Origin of the sequence: Mycobacterium pinniadriaticum (assembly GCF_026242045.1) — a bacterium.
Lineage (GTDB): Bacteria > Actinomycetota > Actinomycetes > Mycobacteriales > Mycobacteriaceae > Mycobacterium > Mycobacterium pinniadriaticum.
The window spans coordinates 105,674-125,544 of sequence record NZ_JAPJDO010000001.1 but is presented as its reverse complement, the minus strand read 5'-3'; the positions used below and the strand labels follow the sequence as shown (position 1 = coordinate 125,544).

Below are 19,871 nucleotides of genomic sequence, written 5' to 3'. Positions count from 1 at the left end.
CGGGGGCGGTGACACGCTACTTCGAGGCCGCGGCTTCCATCTCGCGCTTGATCTCCAGCGCGATGTCGATCAGCTGGTCCTCCTGCCCACCGATCAGCTTGCGCTGTCCGGCCCGGTGCAGCAGCTGATGCGCGGGCACCCCGTAGCGCTCGGACTGGCGGATGGCGTGCTTGAGGAAGCTGGAGTACACCCCCGAGTAGCCCATGATCAGCGCGTTGCGATCCAGCAGACATTCGGCCGGCATCGCCGGTGCGACGACCTCTTCGGCGGCGTCGGCGATGTCGAAGAAGTCGATGCCGGTCTTGACGCCGATCTTGTCGAACACCCCGATCAGCGCCTCCACCGGGGCATTGCCCGCTCCGGCGCCGAAGCGCCGGCACGACCCGTCGATCTGCTTGGCGCCGGCACGGACGGCCTCGATCGAGTTGGCCACGCCGAGACCCAGGTTCTCGTGACCATGGAAGCCCACCTGGGCGTCGTCACCGAGCTCGGCGACCAGCGCCGACACCCGGTCGGCCACTCCCTCGAGCACCAACGCACCGGCGGAGTCGACGACGTAGACGCACTGGCAGCCGGCGTCGGCCATGATCCGGGCCTGGACGGCCAGTTTCTCCGGCGGGATGGTGTGGCTCATCATCAGGAACCCGACGGTCTCCAGACCGAGTTCGCGGGCCAGGCCGAAGTGCTGGATCGAGACGTCGGCCTCGGTGCAGTGGGTGGCGATCCGGCAGATCGAGCCGCCGTTGTTCTGTGCCTCCTTGATGTCCTCCTTGGTGCCCACCCCGGGCAGCATCAGGAAGGCGATCTTGGATTCCTTGGCCGTCTCGGCGGCCAGCTTGATCAGCTCCTGCTCCGGGGTCTTGGAGAACCCGTAGTTGAAGCTCGACCCGCCCAGGCCGTCGCCGTGGGTCACCTCGATGACCGGCACACCCGCGGCATCGAGGGCGGCGACGATCGCACCGACCTCGTCCTTGGTGAACTGGTGGCGCTTGTGGTGGCTGCCGTCGCGCAGCGACGTGTCCGTCATCCGGACGTCCCACATCGGGTTGAAATAAATGTCGTCGGTGCTCATGCTTGTGCTCCCGTTCCCGCAGAGGCCCGCTCCTTGGCGATCTCCTCGCCGACCTTGGTGGCCGCCGCGGTCATGATGTCCAGATTTCCAGCGTAGGGCGGCAGGTAGTCCCCGGCACCCTCCACTTCCACGAATGTGGTCACGACGAAGTTGCCGCCGTTCACCACCGACGGTTCGTCGAACTGCGGCTCGTTGAGCAACCGGTAGCCGGGCACGTAGGTCTGCACCTGCGCCACCACATCCTTGATCGACGCGGTGATGGCGTCCCGGTCGGCGTCCTCGGGAATCGCGCAGAAGATGGTGTCGCGCATGATCATCGGCGGATCGGCCGGGTTCAGGATGATGATCGCCTTGCCTCGCTTGGCACCGCCGATCACCTCGACGCCCGCACTGGTCGTCTTGGTGAACTCGTCGATGTTGGCCCGGGTCCCCGGGCCCGCCGACGCCGAGGACACCGACGCCACGATCTCGGCGTAGGGCACGTCGACGACGCGGCTCACCGCGTACACCATCGGGATGGTCGCCTGCCCGCCGCAGGTCACCATGTTGACGTTCGGCGCATCCAGATGCTCACGGAGGTTGGCCGGCGGGATGACCCCTGGACCTACCGCCGCCGGGGTCAGGTCGATGGCCCGGATGCCGGCCTCGGCGTACCGGGGCGCGGCGGCCTTGTGCACGTAGGCGCTGGTGGCCTCGAAAACCAGATCCGGCTTCTCCGACTGAGCCAGCAGCCAGTCGACACCCTCGTGGCTGGTCTCCAGCCCCAGCTTGCGGGCACGCGCCAGGCCTTCGCTCTCCGGGTCGATACCGATCATCCAGCGCGGCTCGAGCCACTCCGACCGCAGCAGTTTGTACAGCAGGTCAGTGCTGATGTTGCCCGACCCGACGATGGCGACAGAACTCTTCTGGCCCATGTGGACGCTCCTCGTAACTTCCTACTCGAATGACAGCCGGACCGAACCCAGACCGGCGAAGTCGGCGACGAACTGGTCGCCAGGGCGGCAGTCGATGGCCCTGGTGCACGACCCCGGCAGCACGATGTCGCCCGCCTTCAGACGCACCCCGAAGCTCTCGACCTTGCGGGCCAGCCACGCCACCGCGGTGACTGGATTGCCCAGAACGGCGTCGCTGCGGCCCTCGGCCACCACTTCACCGTTGCGGGTCAAGACGGCCCTGATGGCTTTAATATCCACGTCCTTGGGGGAAACCCGCTCCTTGCCCAGGACGTACCCCGCCGACGACGCGTTGTCGGCAATCGTGTCGCACAACGCGATCTTCCAGTCCTTGATCCGGGTGTCGATGAGCTCGATCGCCGGGGCGAAAGCCGCGGTGGCGGCGAGCACGTCGTCCTCGGTGCAGCCGGCCCCCGGCAGATCGTCGGCGAGGATGAAGCCCACCTCGACCTCCACCCGCGGAAACAGGTAGCGACCCGCCGGCACCGGGACGTCTTCGAACACCTCCATATCGGCCAGCAGGTGACCGTAGTCCGGCTCATCGACGCCCATCATCTTCTGCATGGCCTCCGAGGACAGGCCGACCTTGTGGCCGACCACCCGCGCGCCTTCGGCAACCCGCTGCCGGATGTTGATCAGCTGAATCTCGTAGGCGTCGACCACGTCGATATCGGGATGATTGGACGTCAACGGAGACATGGGGACGCGGCTGCGCTCCGCCTCGGCAAGATCGGCGGCAAGCTCGTCACGCGTCGAAACGCTCAGCATTCCCGGGAGTCCCATCGTCGGTGTGACCGGGGCGAACGGCGCCCGGTGCGGGCAATTCTAGTGCTGTCCGGAGGCCCGCGTGGTAAGCGTTCCGCTGACCGGAAAAGCGGGGTCAGTAGCGCCCGGACGGGGCAATTCTATAACGTGTTCTAGTATGACAGCTCAGGAGTTCGACGTCGTCGTCGTCGGAAGCGGCGCTGCCGGTATGGTCGCGGCGCTCACCGCCGCTCACCAGGGACTATCGGCAGTCGTCGTCGAGAAGGCCCCGCACTTCGGCGGCTCGACCGCACGGTCCGGTGGCGGCGTGTGGGTCCCCAACAACGAGATCCTCAAGCGCGACGGTGTGACCGACACCAAAGACGCCGCGCGGACGTACCTGCACACGATCATCGGCGACGTGGTGGAGCCGGAACGCATCGACACCTATCTCGAGCGTGGTCCGGAGATGCTGTCATTCGTGCTCAAGCACACGCCGCTGAAGATGTGCTGGGTACCCGGATACTCCGACTACTACCCCGAGACCGCCGGTGGACGCCCCGGCGGGCGGTCGATCGAGCCCAAGCCGTTCAACGCCAAGAAGCTCGGGCCCGACGAGCCTTACCTGGAGCCGGCGTACGGCAAGGTGCCGCTCAATGTGGTTGTGATGCAGCAGGACTACGTGCGCCTGAACCAGCTCAAGCGTCACCCCCGCGGCATGCTGCGCAGCCTGAAGGTCGGCGCCCGCACGATGTGGGCCGGCGCACGCGGCAAGAACCTGGTGGGGATGGGTCGCGCGTTGATCGCGCCGTTGCGAATCGGCCTGCGTCAAGCCGGTGTACCGGTTCTGTTGAACACCGCACTGACCGATCTGTACATCGAGGACGGCGTCGTCCGTGGCATCTATGTACGCGATACAACCGGCCCGGAAGCCGCTGACCCGCAACTGATCCGCGCGCGTCGGGGAGTCATCCTGGGCAGCGGTGGCTTCGAGCACAACGAGCAGATGCGCATCAAGTATCAGCGTGCACCGATCACCACCGAGTGGACGGTGGGCGCCGCGGCCAACACCGGCGACGGCATCCTGGCAGCCGAGAAGCTCGGTGCGGCACTCGAATTGATGGAGGACGCCTGGTGGGGGCCGACGGTACCGCTGGTCGGCGCACCGTGGTTCGCTCTCTCGGAGCGTAACTCCCCCGGGTCGATCATCGTCAACCTGGCCGGCAAGCGCTTCATGAACGAATCGATGCCCTACGTCGAGGCCTGCCACCACATGTACGGCGGTCAATACGGCCAGGGACCCGGCCCGGGCGAGAATGTACCAGCGTGGCTGGTCTTCGACCAGCAGTACCGCGATCGGTACATCTTCGCCGGACTGCAACCAGGACAGCGGATTCCGAAGAAGTGGATGGAGTCCGGTGTGATCGTCAAGGCCGACACCCTCGAAGAGCTGGCCAAGCAGACCGGGCTTCCGGCCGCCGACTTCCTGGCGACCGTCGAGCGGTTCAACGGCTTCGCCCGCTCGGGTAAGGACGAGGACTTCCAACGCGGCGAAAGCGCCTACGACCGCTACTACGGCGATCCAACCAACAAGCCCAACCCCAACCTCGGCGAGATCAAGAACGGCCCGTTCTACGCCGCCAAGATGGTGCCCGGCGATCTGGGGACCAAGGGCGGCGTTCGCACCGATGTGCACGGGCGGGCGCTGCGCGACGACGGCTCGGTGATCGAAGGGCTCTATGCGGCCGGTAATGTCAGCTCGCCGGTGATGGGCCACACCTATCCCGGCCCCGGCGGCACCATCGGTCCCGCGATGGTGTTCGGGTACCTGGCGGCATTGCACATTGCAGGGAAGGGCTGAGACATGCCGATCGATCCGTCCGTCGCGCTCGGTGCCGAACTCGAACCCGTTGAGTTCTCGTGGACCAGCAGCGATGTACAGCTCTACCAGCTTGGCCTCGGCGCGGGCGCGGATCCGATGGACCCTAAGGAACTGCGCTACCTCGTGGACAACACGCCGCAGGTGCTACCCAGCTTCGGCAACGTCGCGGCCAGCTTCCACCTGACCGAGCCACCCGAGGTGAAGTTCCCCGGCATCGACATCGAGCTGAGCAAGGTCCTGCACGCCAGTGAGGCGGTGACGGTGCCTGCCCCGCTGCCACCCAGTGGCACCGCGCGGTCGGTCCAGCGGTTCACCGAGATCTGGGACAAGGGCAAAGCGGCCGTCATCGTCAGCGAGACGACGGTGACCGACCCTGACGGCAACCTGTTGTGGACCACCAAGCGGTCGATCTTCGCCCGCGGCGAGGGCGGGTTCGGCGGCGAGCGCGGCCCGTCGACGTCGGTGGCTGCCCCCGATCGCGCCCCGGACCACGAAATCTCCGTGCCTGTTCTGCCCCAGCAGGCGCTGCTGTACCGACTCTGCGGTGACCGCAACCCGCTGCACTCCGATCCTGAATTCGCCGCAGCGGCAGGCTTTCCCAAGCCGATCCTGCACGGGCTGTGCACCTACGGGATGACCTGTAAGGCGCTGATAGACACCCTGCTGGACGCCGACGTGGCACAGGTGCAGACCTACGGCGCGCGATTCGCCGGAGTGGTGTACCCGGGTGAGACCATCAAGGTCAACGTCTGGAAAGAGGACGGCCGCTACGTCGGCGTCGTCACCGCACCAAGTCGAGAGGATGCCGTCGTGCTCTCCGACGTGGAGTTGATCCCGGCCTGACGCATCCCTTCTGGCTCAGACCGGCAGGAAACGAAGAGCTGTGATTTCAGCGTCATCTTCGCCGATAGACCGCCCTTTTGTCGATCCAACCTGTATGTAGTAGGCGAGGCCAACTCTGGTGCCGCTACGGAAGGAACCGTCATGAGGATTGCGCAAACCACCACCGCCGGTTTGTTCGCCGCGGCACTACTGGTCGGCACCGCCGCCGTCGGCTGCGGCAGTGACGACAAGGAATCCACCTCCACGTCGTCATCGAGCTCAGCAGCAGCGACAACCTCGGCTGAAACATCGGAAACCACAAGTGATTCGGCGAGCCCCTCGGCGCAGGCCGACGACTATAGCAACCTCCTTCTCAAGGCATCTGACATCGATCCGAGCTTCACCGCCAGCGAGCCCACGGTCAATCCCAACGGTGTACCGGGAATCGGGCAGACGATGACGAACCCGGAGAAGAAGGAGACCATCCTCTTCGCCATCTTCATCGACGAGAGTCCCGAAGCCGCAGTCCAGTCCCTGCAGGGTTTCAAGGACAGCATCGCCAACGAGGTCACCGGGGAGCCGCAGCCCGCCGATGTGGGCGATGGCGGCTTCATCGCGAGCGGAACGTCACCCGATGGTTCGAAGGCGATCACCGAGGTGTACTTCACTCAGGGCACAGCGATGGTGAACATCGAATTCGAAAGCGAGCCCGACGATCCCATCCTTGACGAGACCGCCCTGGCGATCGCCAAGATGCAGGACACCCAGATCGCGAACAACCTGCCGGCCTAAGCCACGACAGTAACGCCACGGCGCCAAATCCACGGATTCTCCGCCGTGGCGTTACTGTCGGCGAGCCAAGGCCGCCGCCACTCGGCGCACTATCGTGCCCGGGGTGTCCTCCGATGTGAACCGAACAACGATCCAACCGAGTTCGGCAAGGTCTTCAAAGCGGCGGATGTCCCTATCGCGCTGCCTGCGGTCGATCCGGTGATGCGCGCCTTCGTATTCGAAAGCAATCCTCAAGTCCTCGTAGCCCAGATCGAGCTCAGCGATCCGCACCCGGTATTCGTTGTACACCGGAATCTGCGTTTGGGGTCGCGGGAAGCCGGCCCGAACGATCACCAGCCGCAACCACGTTTCTTTCGGTGACTCCGCGCCGGGATCGACGAGATCGAGCGCTGCTCGCGCTCGCACAATCCCCCGCCGGCCACGATGGCGCTCAGCCAGCAATTGGACGTCTGGCACCTTCAAGCGCGTCGCGCGCGCCAATGCGTCGACTGCCGCGATCGCGGTATCACTCGGGTACCAGCACAGCAAGTCGAGGGCGGTACGAGCGGGCGTGGTGACCGCGATGCCGCCTTTGCGACAGATCTCTTCCGCTTCGATGAAGCAGCCGCGGGCAAGCACCCCGGTCGTCGGCCGGTGATTCATATCAGCGATCTCCGCAGGCCGCCGGGCCTCGATCCAACGGGCACCGTGCAGAACAGACGCCGAGAACCCAACGAGTACGCCCCGCCTGCGGGATCGCAACCAGCATGCCTTGGCTCGCACCGCCGGGTTGAACTCTATGCCCACCGGAACGTAAACGTCTTGGTGAATGGCGCGGAACCTGGTGCGTAGTTGGTGGCGCGTCAGGCGACCAGCGTCGAGCGCCTCGCTGCCGATGAACGGGTCGTCGTCCATGGCGGAAGTGTGCCGTGGGCCACCGACAAGACGGCAACAGTAACGCCAGGGCGGAAAACTGAGCGATTCTCCGTTCGGCGAGACGTGCGCTAGCCGAGGATCAAGCCCGACGTCGGCACGCCGGTGCCGGCCGTGACGAGCACGTGCTCGACGTCGTCCACCTGGTTCACCGATGTGCCGCGCAACTGCCGCACCCCTTCGGCGATCCCGTTCATCCCGTGGATGTAGGCCTCACCGAGCTGACCGCCGTGCGTGTTGATGGGCAACCGTCCGCCGATCTCGATGGCCCCGTCGGCGATGAAGTCCTTGGCCTCGCCCCAGCCGCAGAATCCCAACTCCTCCAACTGAATCAGCGTGAACGGCGTGAAGTGGTCGTAGAGGATAGCGGTTTGGATATCGGTCGGCTTCAGCCCGGACTGCGCCCACAGCTGCCGGCCCACCAAACCCATCTCGGGCAGACCGTCCAACTCCGGGCGGTAGTAACTGACCATCGAGTACTGGTTGGGGCTCGACCCCTGCGCGGCGGCCTCGATGACTGCCGGCCGATGCTTGAGATCCTTGGCTCGCTCAGCGGACACGATGACGAGCGCCACCCCGCCGTCAGTCTCCTGGCAGCAGTCCAACAGCCGCAACGGTTCGGCGATCCACCGGGAATTCTGGTGATCCTCGATGGTGATCGGCTTGCCGTAGAAGTAGGCCTTCGGGTTGTTGGCGGCATGCTTGCGGTCAGCCACCGAGATGGCGCCGAAGTCCCGGCTGGTCGCCCCAGACAGGTGCATGTAGCGCTTGGCGATCATCGCGACTTGCGCGGCCGGGGTGGACAAGCCGTGCGGATACGAGAACGAGTTGTCCACGCTCGTCGAATCCGCCCCCTGGATCAGCCGGAGCTGCACCTGGCCGAACCGCATACCCGAGCGCTCGTTGAATGCCCGGTACGCCACAACGCAATCCGCGATTCCGGTCGCCACGGCCATCGCCGCCTGCTGGACGGTCGCGCAGGCCGCTCCACCACCGTGGTGAATCTTGGAGAAGAACTTCAGATCTCCCATCCCGACGGCCCGCGCGATGGCGACCTCGGTGTTGGAGTCCATCGTGAAGGTCGTCATGCCGTCGACATCGGCGGGCGTCAGCCCCGCGTCGTCGAGTGCGGCCAGCACCGCCTCGGATGCCAGCCGCAACTCGCTGCGGCCGGAATCCTTGGAGAAGTCGGTCGCGCCGATCCCGGCGATCGCCGCTTTCCCCGAGAGCTCACCGGGCATCAGGCGTCCTCCCCGATTGTCTGCGATGAACGCTCGCGCGAAGAGCCGATAACAAGGGTTGACGTGGCGATCACGTGGTCGCCAAGACTGTTGCTACCAACGACTTTCACCGTGATCAAGCCATCCTCAACTGCGGTCACCTCACCGCGGAACGTCACCGTGTCGTAGGCGTACCACGGCACCCCGAGGCGTAGCCCGATCGTCTTGATGACGGCACTGGGCCCGGCCCAGTCGGTGATGTAGCGCTGCACCAGACCGGTGTCGGTCAGGATGTTGACGAAGATGTCCTTGGATCCCTTGGCCTGCGCCTTGTCCCGGTCGTGGTGCACGTCCTGGTAGTCGCGGGTGGCGATTGCCGTCGAGACGATGAATGTGGGATCGCCGTACAGCGGCAGTTCGGGCAGCTTCGTGCCCACTTCTATAACAGACGAACTCATACCCCGGCTCCTTCAACGGGCTCCCATGCGTAGAGCGTCCAGGCCGGGCCGTCGTCGCCGGCCGGGAAGTCGATATAGGTTGCGCGTACGGGCATTCCGATCTCCACAGTTGCGGGGTCGACACCGCGGAGCTCACCCAGCATCCGCACACCCTCCTCGAGTTCGACGAGCGCGATGACGAACGGCAGGGTGCGGCCGGGAACCTTGGGCGCGTGGTGCACCACGAAGCTGAAGACCGTGCCCTTGCCGCTGGCGACCACATAGTCGGTGGTGAGTTCTTTGTCCTGCCACAGCGCGGGTACCGGCGGGTGCTGCAGCGTGCCGTCCGGGCGCTTCTGCACGCGCAGCTGGTGAGCGTTGACGCCGTCCCAGAAGAACTGGGTGTCTTTCGACGGCGCCGGACGCATCATGAATGCCGGGTCCAGATCGTCGGGCACCGACGAGGCTGACTCAGCTGATTCCGCGGGCTTGAACTTCATGATGCGCCACATCATTTCGGCGACGTCTTCGTCGCCGACCTGCCAGCTGATCCGCTGGGTGACGAAGAATCCCTCGCCCAGCGCGGTCTGCTTCGGGCCGATGACATCGGTCAGTTCGGCGGCGACACTGACTTCCTCGCCGGGACGCAGATACCGGTGATAGGTCTGCTCGCAGTTGGTGGCGACCACGCCGATGTAACCGGCCTCGTCGAACAGCCCGAGGATCTTGCCGAGCGGATCGTCGTCGGGGCGAACACCACCGAGGCCCATCATGGTCCACACCTGGATCATCGCCGGCGGTGCCACGATGCCGGGGTGGCCGGCGGCTTTGGCTGCCGCCTCGTCGACGTAGATCGGATTCTGGTCGCCGATCGCGTCCAGCCAGTGGTCGATCATCGGCTGGTTGACCGGATGCCGGCCGGTCCGGGGCTTGCTCTTCCCCTCGGACTTCACCTTCTCCGCGGCGGTCTTGATTTGTTCGACGCTCATCTCTGCTCTCTGCTCTTCGCGCAAGCGCTCATCGCGGAACCCTCGGGACCTTCAGACCAGAAGCCGCGATCATCTCCCGCATCACCTCGTTCACTCCACCACCGAATGTGATCACCAAGTTGCGCTTGGTCTGACTGTCCAGCCATTTCAGCAACTCCGCGGTATCCGGGTCTGCCGGATTACCGTGCGCACCAACGATTTCCTCGGCCAACCGGCCCGCATACTGGATACGCTCGGTGCCGAACACCTTGGTGGCAGCCGCATCAGCGACGTCGATGCTCTCCCCCGACGCCGCGACCTGCCAGTTGAGCAGCTCGTTGATCCGCCACATCGCCTTGAGCTCGCCCAGCGAGCGCTTGACGTCGTCGTGGTCGAGTGGGGTGTCCCCGTTGCTGCCGGGCTTCGACGCCCAGGCGTGCACCCGGTCGTAGAGCGCCGCGAATCGTCCGGCGGGTCCGAGCATCACCCGCTCGTTGTTGAGCTGGGTGGTGATCAGCCGCCAACCACCGTTCTCCTCGCCGACCAGCATGTCGGCCGGCACGCGCACGTCGCTGTAGTACGTCGCGTTGGTGTGGTGGGCGCCGTCGGACAGGATCATCGGCGTCCAGGAATAGCCGGGATCCTTGGTGTCCACGATCAGAATCGAAATGCCCTTGTGCTTCACCGCATCCGGGTCGGTGCGGCACGCCAGCCAGATGTAGTCGGCATCGTGTCCACCGGTGGTGAACACCTTCTGGCCGTTGACGATATATTCGTCACCCTGCTTGACCGCCGAGGTGCGCAGCGACGCCAGGTCGGTGCCGGCCTCCGGCTCGGTGTAGCCGATGGCGAAATGCACCTCGCCGGCCAGGATCGCGGGCAGGAACTTCTTCTTCTGCGCCTCCGTCCCATATTGCTGCAGCGTCGGTCCGACCGTCTGCAGCGTCACCGCGGGCAGCGGCACATCGGCGCGCTGCGCCTCATTGACGAAAATCGACTGCTCGATCGTCCCGTACCCGAGGCCGCCGTACTCCTTGGGCCACCCCGCACCCAGCTTGCCGTCGGAACCCATCCGCTTGATGATCGCCCGGTAGGCCTCGTTGTGCCGGTCGGACTCCATCGCCTTGTATTCCTCAGGCGAGATGAGGTTCGAGAAGTATTCCCGCAGTTCGGCTTGCAACTGCTTCTGCTCGGGGGTCAGCTCGATGTACATTACGCTCCCACCAGTTCCAGACGGTGTTGCTTACCACCCAACAGCCGGGTCAGGTCCTTGATCGAGGAGTAGTAGCGGTCCATCGGATAGTCGATGTCCATACCCATGCCGCCGTGTAGGTGATGGCAGAGTTGCATCACCGGCGGCGCCTGCGATGTCACCCAATAGCCAAGAACATCAAGGTCTTCCGATGCATCCCGGCCCTCCGACAGCAACCAGGAGACCGACATGGACGCGAGGGTGATCGTTCGCGACGCGATGTAGATCTCGGCGAGCTGGGCGGCCACGGTCTGGAACGTCGACAACGGCTTGCCGAACTGTTCGCGGGTGGCGACGTAGTCGGCGGTCAATCGCAGCGCACCGGCCACCAACCCCGCCGCGTAGGCACCGATCGCGGCCACGACCAACTGATTGACCCGACGTACGGAATCGCTGCCACCCAACACATCCGCGTCGGCCACCGGGGTATCAGCGAAGGTGACGACATACTCGTCGGAGTGATTCGCCGTCGGCGTTGGAGTCACCGAAACACCGGCCGCCTCGGGTGACACCACGACCACACCGCTATCGGTACTGACGACGATCCACTCCGCCTGCTCGGCGTACGGCACGCCGACCTTGGTGCCGTTGAGCTTGCCATCGGCCAGCCGCGTCGCGGGCAGCTCCGGCAGCGAGTGACCCGGCTCGTTCAGCGCCGCGGTCAGCACCGCACCCTTGGCGACACCGGCCAGATAGCGGTCCTGCTGCTCCTCGGAGGCCAGGTCCAGCAGCGGGAGTAGACCCAGGCCCAATGTTGCGAACGCCGGGCTGACGTTGCCGAACCTGCCGATCTGGGTCAGCGCCGAGGTGATCTCGGCCAGTCCGAGGCCGTCACCGCCGAGCCGTACCGGGACACCGAAGGCCACGATGCCGCCGGCGACCAGTGCGTCCCAGCTGTTGTCCCGCTCGAGTGCGGACGTCACCACGTCGGTGACAGCCTGCTGCCCTTCGTCCGGACTGAAGTCCACGAAGAATCCTCCTTGATTCTGGCGAACAGCGCTTAGGCCGATGCTCCGGTGTAGTCGACCTGCCAGTGCTTGATGGCGTTGAGCCACCCCGAACGTAGCCGTTCGGGGGTGCCGACCGACGTGAGATCGGGCATGTGGTCGGCGATGGCGTTGAAGATCAGGTTGATGGTCATCTTGGCCAGGTTGGCGCCGACGCAGTAGTGCACACCGGTGCCACCGAAGCCCACGTGCGGGTTCGGGTTACGCAGGATGTTGAAGCTGTACGGGTCCTCGAAGACGTCTTCGTCGAAGTTCGCCGAGCGGTAGAACATCACCACTCGCTGATCCTTCTTGATCTGCACACCCGAGAGTTCGACATCCTCGGCAGCGGTCCGCTGGAAGGCGGTGACCGGGGTAGCCCACCGAACGATCTCGTCGGCCGCCGTGTCCGGACGCTCCTTCTTGTAGAGCTCCCACTGGTCGGGGTTGTTGGCGAAGGCGATCATGCCGTGGGTGATCGAGTTGCGGGTGGTCTCGTTGCCGGCCACGGCCAGCATCATCACGAAGAAGCCGAACTCGTCGTCGGAGAGCTTTTCGCCGTCGATATCGGCGTTGATCAGGGCGGTGACGATGTCATCGCCGGGGTTCTTACCCTTCACCTCGGCCATGTGCATGGCGTAGGCCAGCACCTCCATCGACGACTGCTTGGGGTCGACGTCGAACTCCTCGTCGCCGTTACCGGTCATCTCGTTCGACCAGCGGAACAGCTTGGCGCGATCCTCCTGCGGCACACCCAGCAAATCGGCGATCGCCTGCAGCGGCAGCTCGCAGGCGACCTGCTCGACAAAGTCGCCGCTGCCTTGCGCGGCCGCCTCCTTCGCGATGATCTGGGCCCGCCGGTTGAGTTCGTCGCGCAGGGCCCCGATGGCCCGCGGCGTGAAACCCTTGGAAATGATCCGGCGCAGCCGGTCGTGGTATTCGCCGTCCATGTTGAGCATGACGACCTTCTGCAGGTCGATGTCCTCGCGCGCCATCTCGTCGGGGAACTGCGGGATCGCGGTGTTGGGCGCACTGAGGAAGATGTCGTTGCGGCGCGAGACCTCTTTGACATCCTTGTGTTTGGTGACGACCCAGTAGCCGCCGTCGTTGAATCCACCCTTGCCGATAGCCTGTTCGCACCACCAGATCGGGGCGACTCGGCGCAGCTCGGCGAGTTCCTCGACCGGCAGCCGCTTCACGATCAGGTCCGGATCCAGGAAGTCGAAGCCGGCCGGGAGGTTGGGGGTTGGCATGATCATGCGCTCCTCAAATATGACGTGTTCTAGTGCCAGTAAAACATGGCTTCACCGCAGACAAAAGGCACCGAGGCATCCTCGCTTGTCAGAGTAATGAAACGTGTTCTAGCCTGACCTCATGGGTAATCCTGTCATCGTCGAAGCCACCCGCAGCCCGATCGGAAAGCGCAATGGCTGGCTATCCGGCCTGCATGCGACCGAATTGTTAGGGGCCGTGCAAAAGGCCGTGGTCGAGAAGGCCGGTATCGACCCCGCCGAGGTCGAGCAGGTCATCGGCGGTTGCGTCACCCAATACGGCGAGCAGTCCAACAACATCACCCGGGTGGCCTGGCTGACTGCGGGATTGCCCGAGCAGATCGGTGCCACCACTGTGGACTGCCAGTGCGGCAGCGCCCAGCAGGCCAACCACCTGATCGCGGGACTGATCGCCACCGGCGCCATCGACGTCGGCATCGCCTGCGGTATCGAGGCGATGAGCCGAGTCGGTCTGGGCGCCAACGCCGGCCCGGACCGCTCGCTGATCCGCGCCGCGTCCTGGGATATCGACATGCCTGATCAGTTCACCGCAGCCGAACGAATCGCGCAGCGCCGCGGCATCACCCGCGAGGACCTCGACCACCTCGGGTTCCTGTCCCAGCAACGGGCCAAGCGGGCCTGGGACGAGCACCGTTTCGACCGGGAGATCTCGCCGGTCGAGGCGCCGATCATCGACGAGAACAAGCGGCCCACCGAAGAGCGCCACATGGTCAGCCGCGACCAGGGCCTGCGCGACACCACGATGGAAGGCCTCGCCGGACTCAAGCCGGTGATGGAAGGCGCCATGCACACGGCAGGCACCTCGTCGCAGATCTCCGACGGTGCCGCGGCGGTGCTGTGGATGGACGAAGACAAGGCGCGGGCGCTGGGGCTCAAGCCCCGGGCACGCATCATCAGCCAGGCCCTGGTCGGTGCCGAAACCTATTACCACCTCGACGGCCCGGTGCAGTCCACCGCCCGCGTGCTGGAGAAAGCCGGGATGAAGCTGGGTGACATCGACCTGGTCGAGATCAACGAGGCGTTCGCGTCGGTCGTCCTGAGCTGGGCCCAGGTGCACGACGCCGACATGGACAAGGTCAACGTCAACGGCGGCGCCATCGCGCTGGGCCACCCTGTCGGAAGCACCGGCAGCCGGTTGATCACCACCGCGCTGCACGAGCTGGAGCGCACGGACCAGAGCACCGCCCTGATCACCATGTGCGCCGGTGGTGCGCTGTCGACCGGCACCATCATCGAGCGGATCTAATGGCAGCGTCGGACACCGGTGACCCGGGGTCGGACGACGTGCGGATCGCGGCGGCGCGGGCCTACATCGAGGCGCTCGCCAGCCACAAGGCCGACGACGTGCCGTTCGCGCCGGACTGCACCCGCATCGAATTCGGGATCAAGACCGGATTCTCCGGAGAGCAGATGCGCCGTGACCTCAATCGCGGACCGCAATACAGGGTCATCAAGGAGATCACCGAACCGGAGTTCACCGTGAACGGCGACGAGATCCGCGCCAAGTTCGAACTGGTCACCAAACCGAAGCTGGCCGGACGACGCGTCGCCGCGCGCATCGACGAGACGTTCCTGATCCCGGTCGCCGATGGCAAGATCCATCACATCCACGCGACCGTCCGCCCGTTCATCAAGTAGCTCCCGCCCGCACCAGGAGTGCCGACATGTCCGCCAAGCCTGCCCCCAAGTCGCTGAACTCGCCGTCGACGAAACTCATCATCAAATGGATGTCGCGGATCCAGACCTTCTTGTACAAGAAGTCCGGCGGCAAGGTGGCCGGTAGTTTCCTGCAGGGCGCACCGGTGGCGTTGTTGACCACCACCGGCCGAAAAACCGGCGAGCCCCGCGTGAGCCCGTTGCTGTTCCTGCGGGAAGGCAACCGGGTGGTGCTGGTGGCCTCCCAGGGCGGGGCCGCCAAGCATCCGATGTGGTACCTCAACCTCAAGGCCAACCCGAAGGTGTCAGTCCAGATCAAGGACGACGTGCTGCAGTTGACGGCTCGCGATGCGACCGAGCAGGAGCGCGCCGAGTACTGGCCGAAGCTGGTCGAGATGTATTCCAGCTTCGAGGATTACCAGGCCTGGACCGACCGGGTGATCCCCATCGTGATTTGCGATCCGTAAAGCGGGGCACGTTAGGGACGTGAGCGAACCGTCGCACCGCATCCGCAAATCGGGCCACGCACGACCGCAGCGTTGTATCGAGCGACGACGAGCGCATCGTGTTGCCCGCGTCAGCTCACCCGAATCTGTCTGCCGTACAAGAGCTATCAAGACGCCGCGGACCGGCGGATCCCGCTGGTGGTCTGCGAACAGCGGTGAGTCAGGCGCCGAAGACCGGCAGCGGGGTGCGCGACTTGGCCAGCAGATCCGCGACGACCGGGCCCAGCTCGGCGGGGTCCCATCGGGCACCCTTGTCGATATCCGCGCCGCGGTTCCAGCCCTCGGCGACCCGGATGATGCCGCCTTCGACCTCGAACACCCGACCGGTGACGTCCTTGGACTCGACGCTGCCGAGCCACACCACCAGCGGCGAGATGTTCTCCGGCGCCATGGCGTCGAAATCGTTGTCCTGCGTGGCCATCATGTCGGCGAACACGGTCTCGGTCATCCTGGTGCGAGCCGACGGCGCGATCGCGTTGACGGTGACGCCGAAGCGGCCCATCTCAGCGGCGGCGACCAAGGTCAGGGCGGCGATACCCGCCTTCGCGGCACTGTAGGTGGCCTGCCCGACACTGCCCTGCAGACCGGCGCCCGAGCTGGTGTTGATGATGCGGGCGTCAACGGCATTGCCGGCCTTCGACTGCGCGCGCCAGTACGCCCCGGCGTGCTTCATGGTGGCGAAGTGTCCCTTGAGGTGCACGGCGGTGACGGCGTCGAATTCGTCTTCGGTGGCGTTCACGAACATCCGGTCCCGCACGATACCGGCGTTGTTGACCAAAACGTCCAAGCTGCCGAAGTTTTCAATGGCGGTCTGGACCAGCGCCTCGGCCTGCGCCCAGTCGGCGACATTGGAGCCGTTGGCGACAGCCTCGCCGCCGGCCGCGGTGATCTCATCGACCACACCCTGGGCGGCGCTGCCGCCGCCGGCTGGTGACCCGTCGAGGCCGACCCCGATGTCGTTGACCACCACGCGGGCACCCTCTGCGGCGAACGCCAGTGCGTGCGCACGCCCGATGCCGCCACCGGCGCCGGTGACGATGACCACCCGTCCGTCGAGCAATCCCATTCTGCAAGCTCCTTACTTGATGTCGGCAGTGGTGGTCGACAGGTAATGCGGCGGTTCCCCGCCGCCGTGTACCTCCAACGACGCACCACTGATGTAGGAGGCCGCGGGAGAGGCGAGAAATGCTGTGGCCCAACCGATGTCCTCGGGCTTGGCCAACCTGCCCAGCGGCACGTTCTTGGATATCGCAGCGATCGAGTCGGCGTCGCCGTAGAAGAGTTCGGACTGCTCCGTCTCGACCATGCCGACCACGACGGAGTTGACCCGGACCTTCGGGGCCCATTCCACGGCGAGCGTGGTGGTCATACTCTCCATGCCGGCCTTGGCCGCCCCGTAAGCGACAGTGCCCGGAGTCGGCCGCCGGCCGCTCACGCTGGTGATGTTGATGATCGACCCACCGGAGTCCTGCTTCTGCATCACCGCGTTCGCATGTTGCGAAACCGAGAGGGCACCAAGCAGATTGAGCTCCACAATCCTTGTGCTGAATTTTGCCGAGGCGTCAGCCGCCAGCACGTATGGTGAGCCGCCCGCGTTGTTCACGACGACATCCAGGCGACCGTGGTCGGCAACGATACCGTCGATGAGCGCGGCCACGGCCTCGTCATCGCGGATATCGCAGGCACGGAACTCGTACGGCGAACCGTCGACCGGCCTGCGGGCGCAGGTGATGACGGTCGCGCCCTGCGCAGCGAAGACGGCGCTGATTCCGGCGCCGACACCTCGCACGCCACCGGTCACGAGGACGACTCGACCGCTCAGTTGCAGATTGATGCCAGTGTCAGCCGCGTCGGTCACTGTGCTAGCGTACCAAGCAAGTGCTTGCTTAGGTATTCACCCCGTCAGGAAGTGGCCCAGGAACTCCCATGACCATCACCACCAGCACCGTCGAACCCGGCATCGTCGCCGTCACGGTGAACTATCCCCCCGTCAACGCGATCCCGTCGGCCGGCTGGTTCGAGCTCGCCGACGCCATCACCGCCGCGGGCCGCGATATGAGCACCCACGTGGTGATCCTGCGTGCGGAGGGTCGCGGGTTCAACGCCGGCGTCGACATCAAGGAGATGCAGAACACCGAGGGCTTCACCGCGCTCATCGACGCCAACCGCGGGTGCTTCGAAGCCTTCAGGGCCGTCTACGAATGCGCGGTCCCGGTGGTCGCGGCCGTCAACGGCTTCTGCGTCGGCGGCGGCATCGGCCTGGTCGGCAACGCCGACGTGATCGTCGCTTCCGACGACGCGAAGTTCGGGCTTCCCGAGGTGGAGCGCGGCGCACTGGGGGCGGCCACCCACCTGTCCCGCTTGGTGCCCCAGCACATGATGCGCCGGCTGTTCTTCACCGCCGCGACCGTGAGCGCCGAGACGCTGCACCACTTCGGGTCGGTGCACGAGGTGGTACCGCGCGCCGATCTCGACGAGGCCGCGCTGCGCGTCGCGCGCGATATCGCGTCCAAGGACACCCGGGTGATCCGGGCCGCCAAGGAGGCGCTGAATTTCATCGACATCCAGCCGGTCAACGCCAGATACCGCATGGAGCAGGGCTTCACGTTCGAACTCAACCTGGCCGGCGTGTCCGACGAGCACCGCGATGCGTTCGCGGGGACGTCGAAGGGTGAAAAGGCATGATTCGGCGGGCACGAGCGACGCGAGCGGGGAAATAATGGCGGATAAGAGAACAACACTGGACGAGGCCGTCTCGGTCATCGAAAGCGGTATGACGATCGGCATCGGCGGCTGGGGTTCCCGACGCAAGCCGATGGCCTTCGTCCGGGCGCTGCTGCGCACCGACGTCACCGATCTGACCGTGGTCACCTACGGCGGCCCCGATCTCGGCCTGTTGTGCTCGGCGGGCAAGGTCAAGCGCGTCTACTACGGCTTCGTGTCGCTGGACTCGCCGCCGTTCTACGACCCATGGTTCGCCAAGGCCCGCACGACGGGCGCGATCGAATCGCGCGAAATGGACGAGGGCATGCTGCGCTGCGGGCTACAGGCCGCCGCGCAGCGGCTGCCGTTCCTGCCGACCCGCGCCGGCCTGGGCAGTGACGTCAGGGCGTTCTGGGGTGACGAGCTCAAGACCGTCAAGTCGCCCTACCCCGTCCGAACTCCCGGGTCGCTTCGCTCCTGCCCGCCGGAAGGCGCGGGCTACGAAGAACTCGTCGCGATGCCCGCCCTGAACCTCGACGTCGCACTGGTGCACCTGAATCTCGGTGATGCACAGGGCAATGCCGCCTACACCGGCATCGACCCGTACTTCGACGACCTGTTCCTGATGTCGGCGCGCAAGCGCCTGCTGTCGGTGGAGAAAGTGGTGTCCACCGAAGAGCTGGTGAAATCCGTTCCAGTGCAAGCGTTGCTGGTCAACCGGATGATGGTCGACAGCGTCGTCGAGGCGCCGAACGGTGCGCACTTCACCACCGCCGAGCCCGACTACCGCCGCGACGAGAAGTTCCAGCGTCACTACGCGGAAGCCGCGGCGTCCGACGAGACCTGGGCCGAGTTCGTCTCGACCTACCTGTCCGGCAGCGAAGCGGATTACCAAGCCGCCGTGCGGAAGTTCAAGGAGGAACTCGCATGATCTCCGCAACCCGCGCCGAGGTGTGCGCCGTCGCGTGCGCCGAATTGTTCCGCGACGCCGGCGAGATCATGGTCAGCCCGATGGCCAACATGGTGTCCATCGGCGCCCGGCTGGCCCGGCTGACCTTCTCCCCCGACATCCTGCTCACCGACGGTGAGGCCCGCATCCTGGCCGATACCCCGGCGATGGGCGCGACAGGCGCCATCGAGGGCTGGATGCCATTCGGCCGCGTCTTCGAGACCCTCGCGTGGGGTCGGCGCCATGTGGTGATGGGCGCCAACCAGATCGACCGTTACGGGAACCAGAACCTGTCGGCGTTCGGGCCGTTACAGCACCCGACTCGTCAGATGTTCGGCGTGCGCGGCGCACCGGGCAACACCATCAACCACGCCACGAGCTACTGGGTGGGCAATCATTCCAAGCGGGTGTTCGGCGAGTCCGTCGACATCGTCTCCGGGATCGGCTGGGACAAGGTCGATCCGAACAATCCGGCCTACCGCTTCGTCAACGTCTACCGCGTGGTCACCAATCTCGGGGTGTTCGACTTCAACGGACCCGACCACCAGATGCGAGCGGTGTCGCTGCACCCGGGCGTGGGTCCCGAACAGGTCATCGACAACACGTCGTTCGAGGTGCACGGCTTGGGCGAGGCCGAGACCAGCCGCCTGCCGTCCGCCGAAGAGCAGAGGCTTCTGCACGAGGTCATCGATCCGAAGGGCCTCAGGGACCGAGAGGTGAAGTAG

21 protein-coding genes are annotated in these 19,871 nt (G+C 65.4%); 9 read left to right on the top strand and 12 right to left on the bottom strand.

Annotated features, from left to right (window positions below):
- Positions 1–16: 16 nt before the first annotated feature.
- From dmpG to ORI27_RS00625, 3 genes are read right to left on the bottom strand one after another with little or no spacing between them, the layout of a single operon-like run.
- A complete protein-coding gene (dmpG, locus tag ORI27_RS00635) occupies positions 17–1,072 on the bottom strand; it encodes a 4-hydroxy-2-oxovalerate aldolase (protein WP_265994719.1) in 1,056 nt (351 codons plus the stop codon).
- On the bottom strand, positions 1,069–1,986 hold the full coding sequence (locus tag ORI27_RS00630) for an acetaldehyde dehydrogenase (acetylating) (RefSeq protein ID WP_265994720.1): 918 nt from the start codon (positions 1,984–1,986) through the stop codon (positions 1,069–1,071). The genes dmpG and ORI27_RS00630 overlap by 4 nt, the downstream gene beginning before the upstream one ends.
- Before the next feature lie 21 nt (positions 1,987–2,007).
- Positions 2,008–2,793 carry a 2-keto-4-pentenoate hydratase gene (locus ORI27_RS00625; RefSeq protein ID WP_265994721.1) on the bottom strand — a complete coding sequence of 262 codons (786 nt, stop codon included), beginning with the start codon at positions 2,791–2,793 and terminating at the stop codon, positions 2,008–2,010.
- A 154-nt stretch (positions 2,794–2,947) separates the two neighbouring features.
- Here ORI27_RS00625 and kstD point away from each other — a divergent pair, with 154 nt between their 5' ends.
- The 3 genes from kstD to ORI27_RS00610 all read left to right on the top strand — a co-directional run bounded on the left by kstD (position 2,948) and on the right by ORI27_RS00610 (position 6,265).
- The gene (gene kstD / locus ORI27_RS00620) at positions 2,948–4,630 is read left to right on the top strand and encodes a 3-oxosteroid 1-dehydrogenase (protein WP_265994722.1); all 1,683 of its coding nucleotides are present in this window, start codon (positions 2,948–2,950) and stop codon (positions 4,628–4,630) included.
- Positions 4,631–4,633: 3 nt separating this feature from the next.
- Positions 4,634–5,494 carry a MaoC family dehydratase gene (locus ORI27_RS00615; protein ID WP_265994723.1) on the top strand — a complete coding sequence of 287 codons (861 nt, stop codon included), beginning with the start codon at positions 4,634–4,636 and terminating at the stop codon, positions 5,492–5,494.
- 141 nt (positions 5,495–5,635) lie between these two features.
- Entirely contained in the window at positions 5,636–6,265 is a 630-nt protein-coding gene (locus ORI27_RS00610) for a hypothetical protein (protein ID WP_265994724.1), read from the top strand.
- Positions 6,266–6,316: 51 nt separating this feature from the next.
- Here ORI27_RS00610 and ORI27_RS00605 read toward each other — a convergent pair whose 3' ends face one another.
- The 7 genes from ORI27_RS00605 to ORI27_RS00575 all read right to left on the bottom strand — a co-directional run bounded on the left by ORI27_RS00605 (position 6,317) and on the right by ORI27_RS00575 (position 13,293).
- Complete coding sequence (locus ORI27_RS00605) at positions 6,317–7,159, bottom strand: hypothetical protein (RefSeq protein ID WP_265994725.1); 843 nt, start codon at positions 7,157–7,159, stop codon at positions 6,317–6,319.
- An 89-nt stretch (positions 7,160–7,248) separates the two neighbouring features.
- Positions 7,249–8,418, bottom strand: a complete 1,170-nt coding sequence (locus ORI27_RS00600; RefSeq protein WP_265994726.1) for a lipid-transfer protein — start codon at positions 8,416–8,418, stop codon at positions 7,249–7,251.
- The gene (locus ORI27_RS00595) at positions 8,418–8,855 is read right to left on the bottom strand and encodes a MaoC family dehydratase (RefSeq protein ID WP_265994727.1); all 438 of its coding nucleotides are present in this window, start codon (positions 8,853–8,855) and stop codon (positions 8,418–8,420) included. The genes ORI27_RS00600 and ORI27_RS00595 overlap by 1 nt, the downstream gene beginning before the upstream one ends.
- Positions 8,852–9,823: a bifunctional MaoC family dehydratase N-terminal/OB-fold nucleic acid binding domain-containing protein gene (locus ORI27_RS00590; protein WP_265994728.1), complete on the bottom strand. Its 972-nt coding sequence runs from the start codon at positions 9,821–9,823 to the stop codon at positions 8,852–8,854. The genes ORI27_RS00595 and ORI27_RS00590 overlap by 4 nt, the downstream gene beginning before the upstream one ends.
- A 28-nt stretch (positions 9,824–9,851) precedes the next feature.
- Positions 9,852–11,015 carry an acyl-CoA dehydrogenase FadE29 gene (gene fadE29, locus ORI27_RS00585; protein ID WP_265994729.1) on the bottom strand — a complete coding sequence of 388 codons (1,164 nt, stop codon included), beginning with the start codon at positions 11,013–11,015 and terminating at the stop codon, positions 9,852–9,854.
- The gene (locus tag ORI27_RS00580; RefSeq protein ID WP_265994730.1) at positions 11,015–12,022 is read right to left on the bottom strand and encodes an acyl-CoA dehydrogenase family protein; all 1,008 of its coding nucleotides are present in this window, start codon (positions 12,020–12,022) and stop codon (positions 11,015–11,017) included. The genes fadE29 and ORI27_RS00580 overlap by 1 nt, the downstream gene beginning before the upstream one ends.
- Positions 12,023–12,054: 32 nt before the next feature.
- Positions 12,055–13,293 carry a cytochrome P450 gene (locus ORI27_RS00575; protein WP_265994731.1) on the bottom strand — a complete coding sequence of 413 codons (1,239 nt, stop codon included), beginning with the start codon at positions 13,291–13,293 and terminating at the stop codon, positions 12,055–12,057.
- A 121-nt stretch (positions 13,294–13,414) separates the two neighbouring features.
- Here ORI27_RS00575 and ORI27_RS00570 point away from each other — a divergent pair, with 121 nt between their 5' ends.
- From ORI27_RS00570 to ORI27_RS00560, 3 genes are read left to right on the top strand one after another with little or no spacing between them, the layout of a single operon-like run.
- On the top strand, positions 13,415–14,578 hold the full coding sequence (locus ORI27_RS00570) for a steroid 3-ketoacyl-CoA thiolase (protein WP_265994732.1): 1,164 nt from the start codon (positions 13,415–13,417) through the stop codon (positions 14,576–14,578).
- Positions 14,578–14,970: a hypothetical protein gene (locus tag ORI27_RS00565; protein ID WP_265994733.1), complete on the top strand. Its 393-nt coding sequence runs from the start codon at positions 14,578–14,580 to the stop codon at positions 14,968–14,970. The genes ORI27_RS00570 and ORI27_RS00565 overlap by 1 nt, the downstream gene beginning before the upstream one ends.
- Before the next feature lie 26 nt (positions 14,971–14,996).
- The gene (locus ORI27_RS00560) at positions 14,997–15,455 is read left to right on the top strand and encodes a nitroreductase family deazaflavin-dependent oxidoreductase (RefSeq protein WP_265994734.1); all 459 of its coding nucleotides are present in this window, start codon (positions 14,997–14,999) and stop codon (positions 15,453–15,455) included.
- Between the two features lie 199 nt (positions 15,456–15,654).
- On the opposite strand, the gene ORI27_RS00555 is transcribed toward ORI27_RS00560, so the two are convergent.
- Positions 15,655–16,560, bottom strand: a complete 906-nt coding sequence (locus tag ORI27_RS00555) for an SDR family oxidoreductase (RefSeq protein ID WP_265994735.1) — start codon at positions 16,558–16,560, stop codon at positions 15,655–15,657.
- Positions 16,561–16,572: 12 nt separating this feature from the next.
- Entirely contained in the window at positions 16,573–17,352 is a 780-nt protein-coding gene (locus ORI27_RS00550) for an SDR family oxidoreductase (RefSeq protein ID WP_265994736.1), read from the bottom strand.
- A 68-nt stretch (positions 17,353–17,420) separates the two neighbouring features.
- On the opposite strand from ORI27_RS00550, the gene echA20 reads away from it, so the two are divergent.
- Genes echA20 through ipdB form a run of 3 tightly spaced genes read left to right on the top strand, consistent with a single transcriptional unit; the run spans position 17,421 to position 19,871 of the window.
- Positions 17,421–18,179, top strand: coding sequence for a (7aS)-7a-methyl-1,5-dioxo-2,3,5,6,7,7a-hexahydro-1H-indene-carboxyl-CoA hydrolase (gene echA20, locus ORI27_RS00545; RefSeq protein WP_265994737.1), 759 nt, complete (start codon positions 17,421–17,423; stop codon positions 18,177–18,179).
- Positions 18,180–18,213: 34 nt separating this feature from the next.
- On the top strand, positions 18,214–19,128 hold the full coding sequence (locus ORI27_RS00540) for a CoA transferase subunit A (protein WP_265994738.1): 915 nt from the start codon (positions 18,214–18,216) through the stop codon (positions 19,126–19,128).
- Positions 19,125–19,871: a cholesterol ring-cleaving hydrolase subunit IpdB gene (ipdB, locus tag ORI27_RS00535; protein ID WP_265994739.1), complete on the top strand. Its 747-nt coding sequence runs from the start codon at positions 19,125–19,127 to the stop codon at positions 19,869–19,871. Before ORI27_RS00540 ends, ipdB begins: the two co-directional genes overlap by 4 nt.

Excerpts from the sequence above, each read along its gene's own strand:
- ORI27_RS00555 (WP_265994735.1), bottom strand. The coding sequence starts at position 16,560 with ATGGGATTGCTCGACGGACGGGTGGTCATCGTCACCGGCGCCGGTGGC.
- ORI27_RS00630 (WP_265994720.1), bottom strand. The coding sequence starts at position 1,986 with ATGGGCCAGAAGAGTTCTGTCGCCATCGTCGGGTCGGGCAACATCAGC.
- ORI27_RS00610 (WP_265994724.1), top strand. The coding sequence starts at position 5,636 with ATGAGGATTGCGCAAACCACCACCGCCGGTTTGTTCGCCGCGGCACTA.
- ORI27_RS00595 (WP_265994727.1), bottom strand. The coding sequence starts at position 8,855 with ATGAGTTCGTCTGTTATAGAAGTGGGCACGAAGCTGCCCGAACTGCCG.
- ORI27_RS00565 (WP_265994733.1), top strand. The coding sequence starts at position 14,578 with ATGGCAGCGTCGGACACCGGTGACCCGGGGTCGGACGACGTGCGGATC.
- ORI27_RS00560 (WP_265994734.1), top strand. The coding sequence starts at position 14,997 with ATGTCCGCCAAGCCTGCCCCCAAGTCGCTGAACTCGCCGTCGACGAAA.
- ipdB (WP_265994739.1), top strand. The coding sequence starts at position 19,125 with ATGATCTCCGCAACCCGCGCCGAGGTGTGCGCCGTCGCGTGCGCCGAA.
- fadE29 (WP_265994729.1), bottom strand. The coding sequence starts at position 11,015 with ATGTACATCGAGCTGACCCCCGAGCAGAAGCAGTTGCAAGCCGAACTG.
- ORI27_RS00570 (WP_265994732.1), top strand. The coding sequence starts at position 13,415 with ATGGGTAATCCTGTCATCGTCGAAGCCACCCGCAGCCCGATCGGAAAG.
- ORI27_RS00575 (WP_265994731.1), bottom strand. The coding sequence starts at position 13,293 with ATGCCAACCCCCAACCTCCCGGCCGGCTTCGACTTCCTGGATCCGGAC.
- ORI27_RS00590 (WP_265994728.1), bottom strand. The coding sequence starts at position 9,823 with ATGAGCGTCGAACAAATCAAGACCGCCGCGGAGAAGGTGAAGTCCGAG.
- echA20 (WP_265994737.1), top strand. The coding sequence starts at position 17,421 with ATGACCATCACCACCAGCACCGTCGAACCCGGCATCGTCGCCGTCACG.
- ORI27_RS00540 (WP_265994738.1), top strand. The coding sequence starts at position 18,214 with ATGGCGGATAAGAGAACAACACTGGACGAGGCCGTCTCGGTCATCGAA.
- ORI27_RS00600 (WP_265994726.1), bottom strand. The coding sequence starts at position 8,418 with ATGCCCGGTGAGCTCTCGGGGAAAGCGGCGATCGCCGGGATCGGCGCG.
- ORI27_RS00605 (WP_265994725.1), bottom strand. The coding sequence starts at position 7,159 with ATGGACGACGACCCGTTCATCGGCAGCGAGGCGCTCGACGCTGGTCGC.
- kstD (WP_265994722.1), top strand. The coding sequence starts at position 2,948 with ATGACAGCTCAGGAGTTCGACGTCGTCGTCGTCGGAAGCGGCGCTGCC.
- ORI27_RS00625 (WP_265994721.1), bottom strand. The coding sequence starts at position 2,793 with ATGCTGAGCGTTTCGACGCGTGACGAGCTTGCCGCCGATCTTGCCGAG.
- ORI27_RS00615 (WP_265994723.1), top strand. The coding sequence starts at position 4,634 with ATGCCGATCGATCCGTCCGTCGCGCTCGGTGCCGAACTCGAACCCGTT.
- dmpG (WP_265994719.1), bottom strand. The coding sequence starts at position 1,072 with ATGAGCACCGACGACATTTATTTCAACCCGATGTGGGACGTCCGGATG.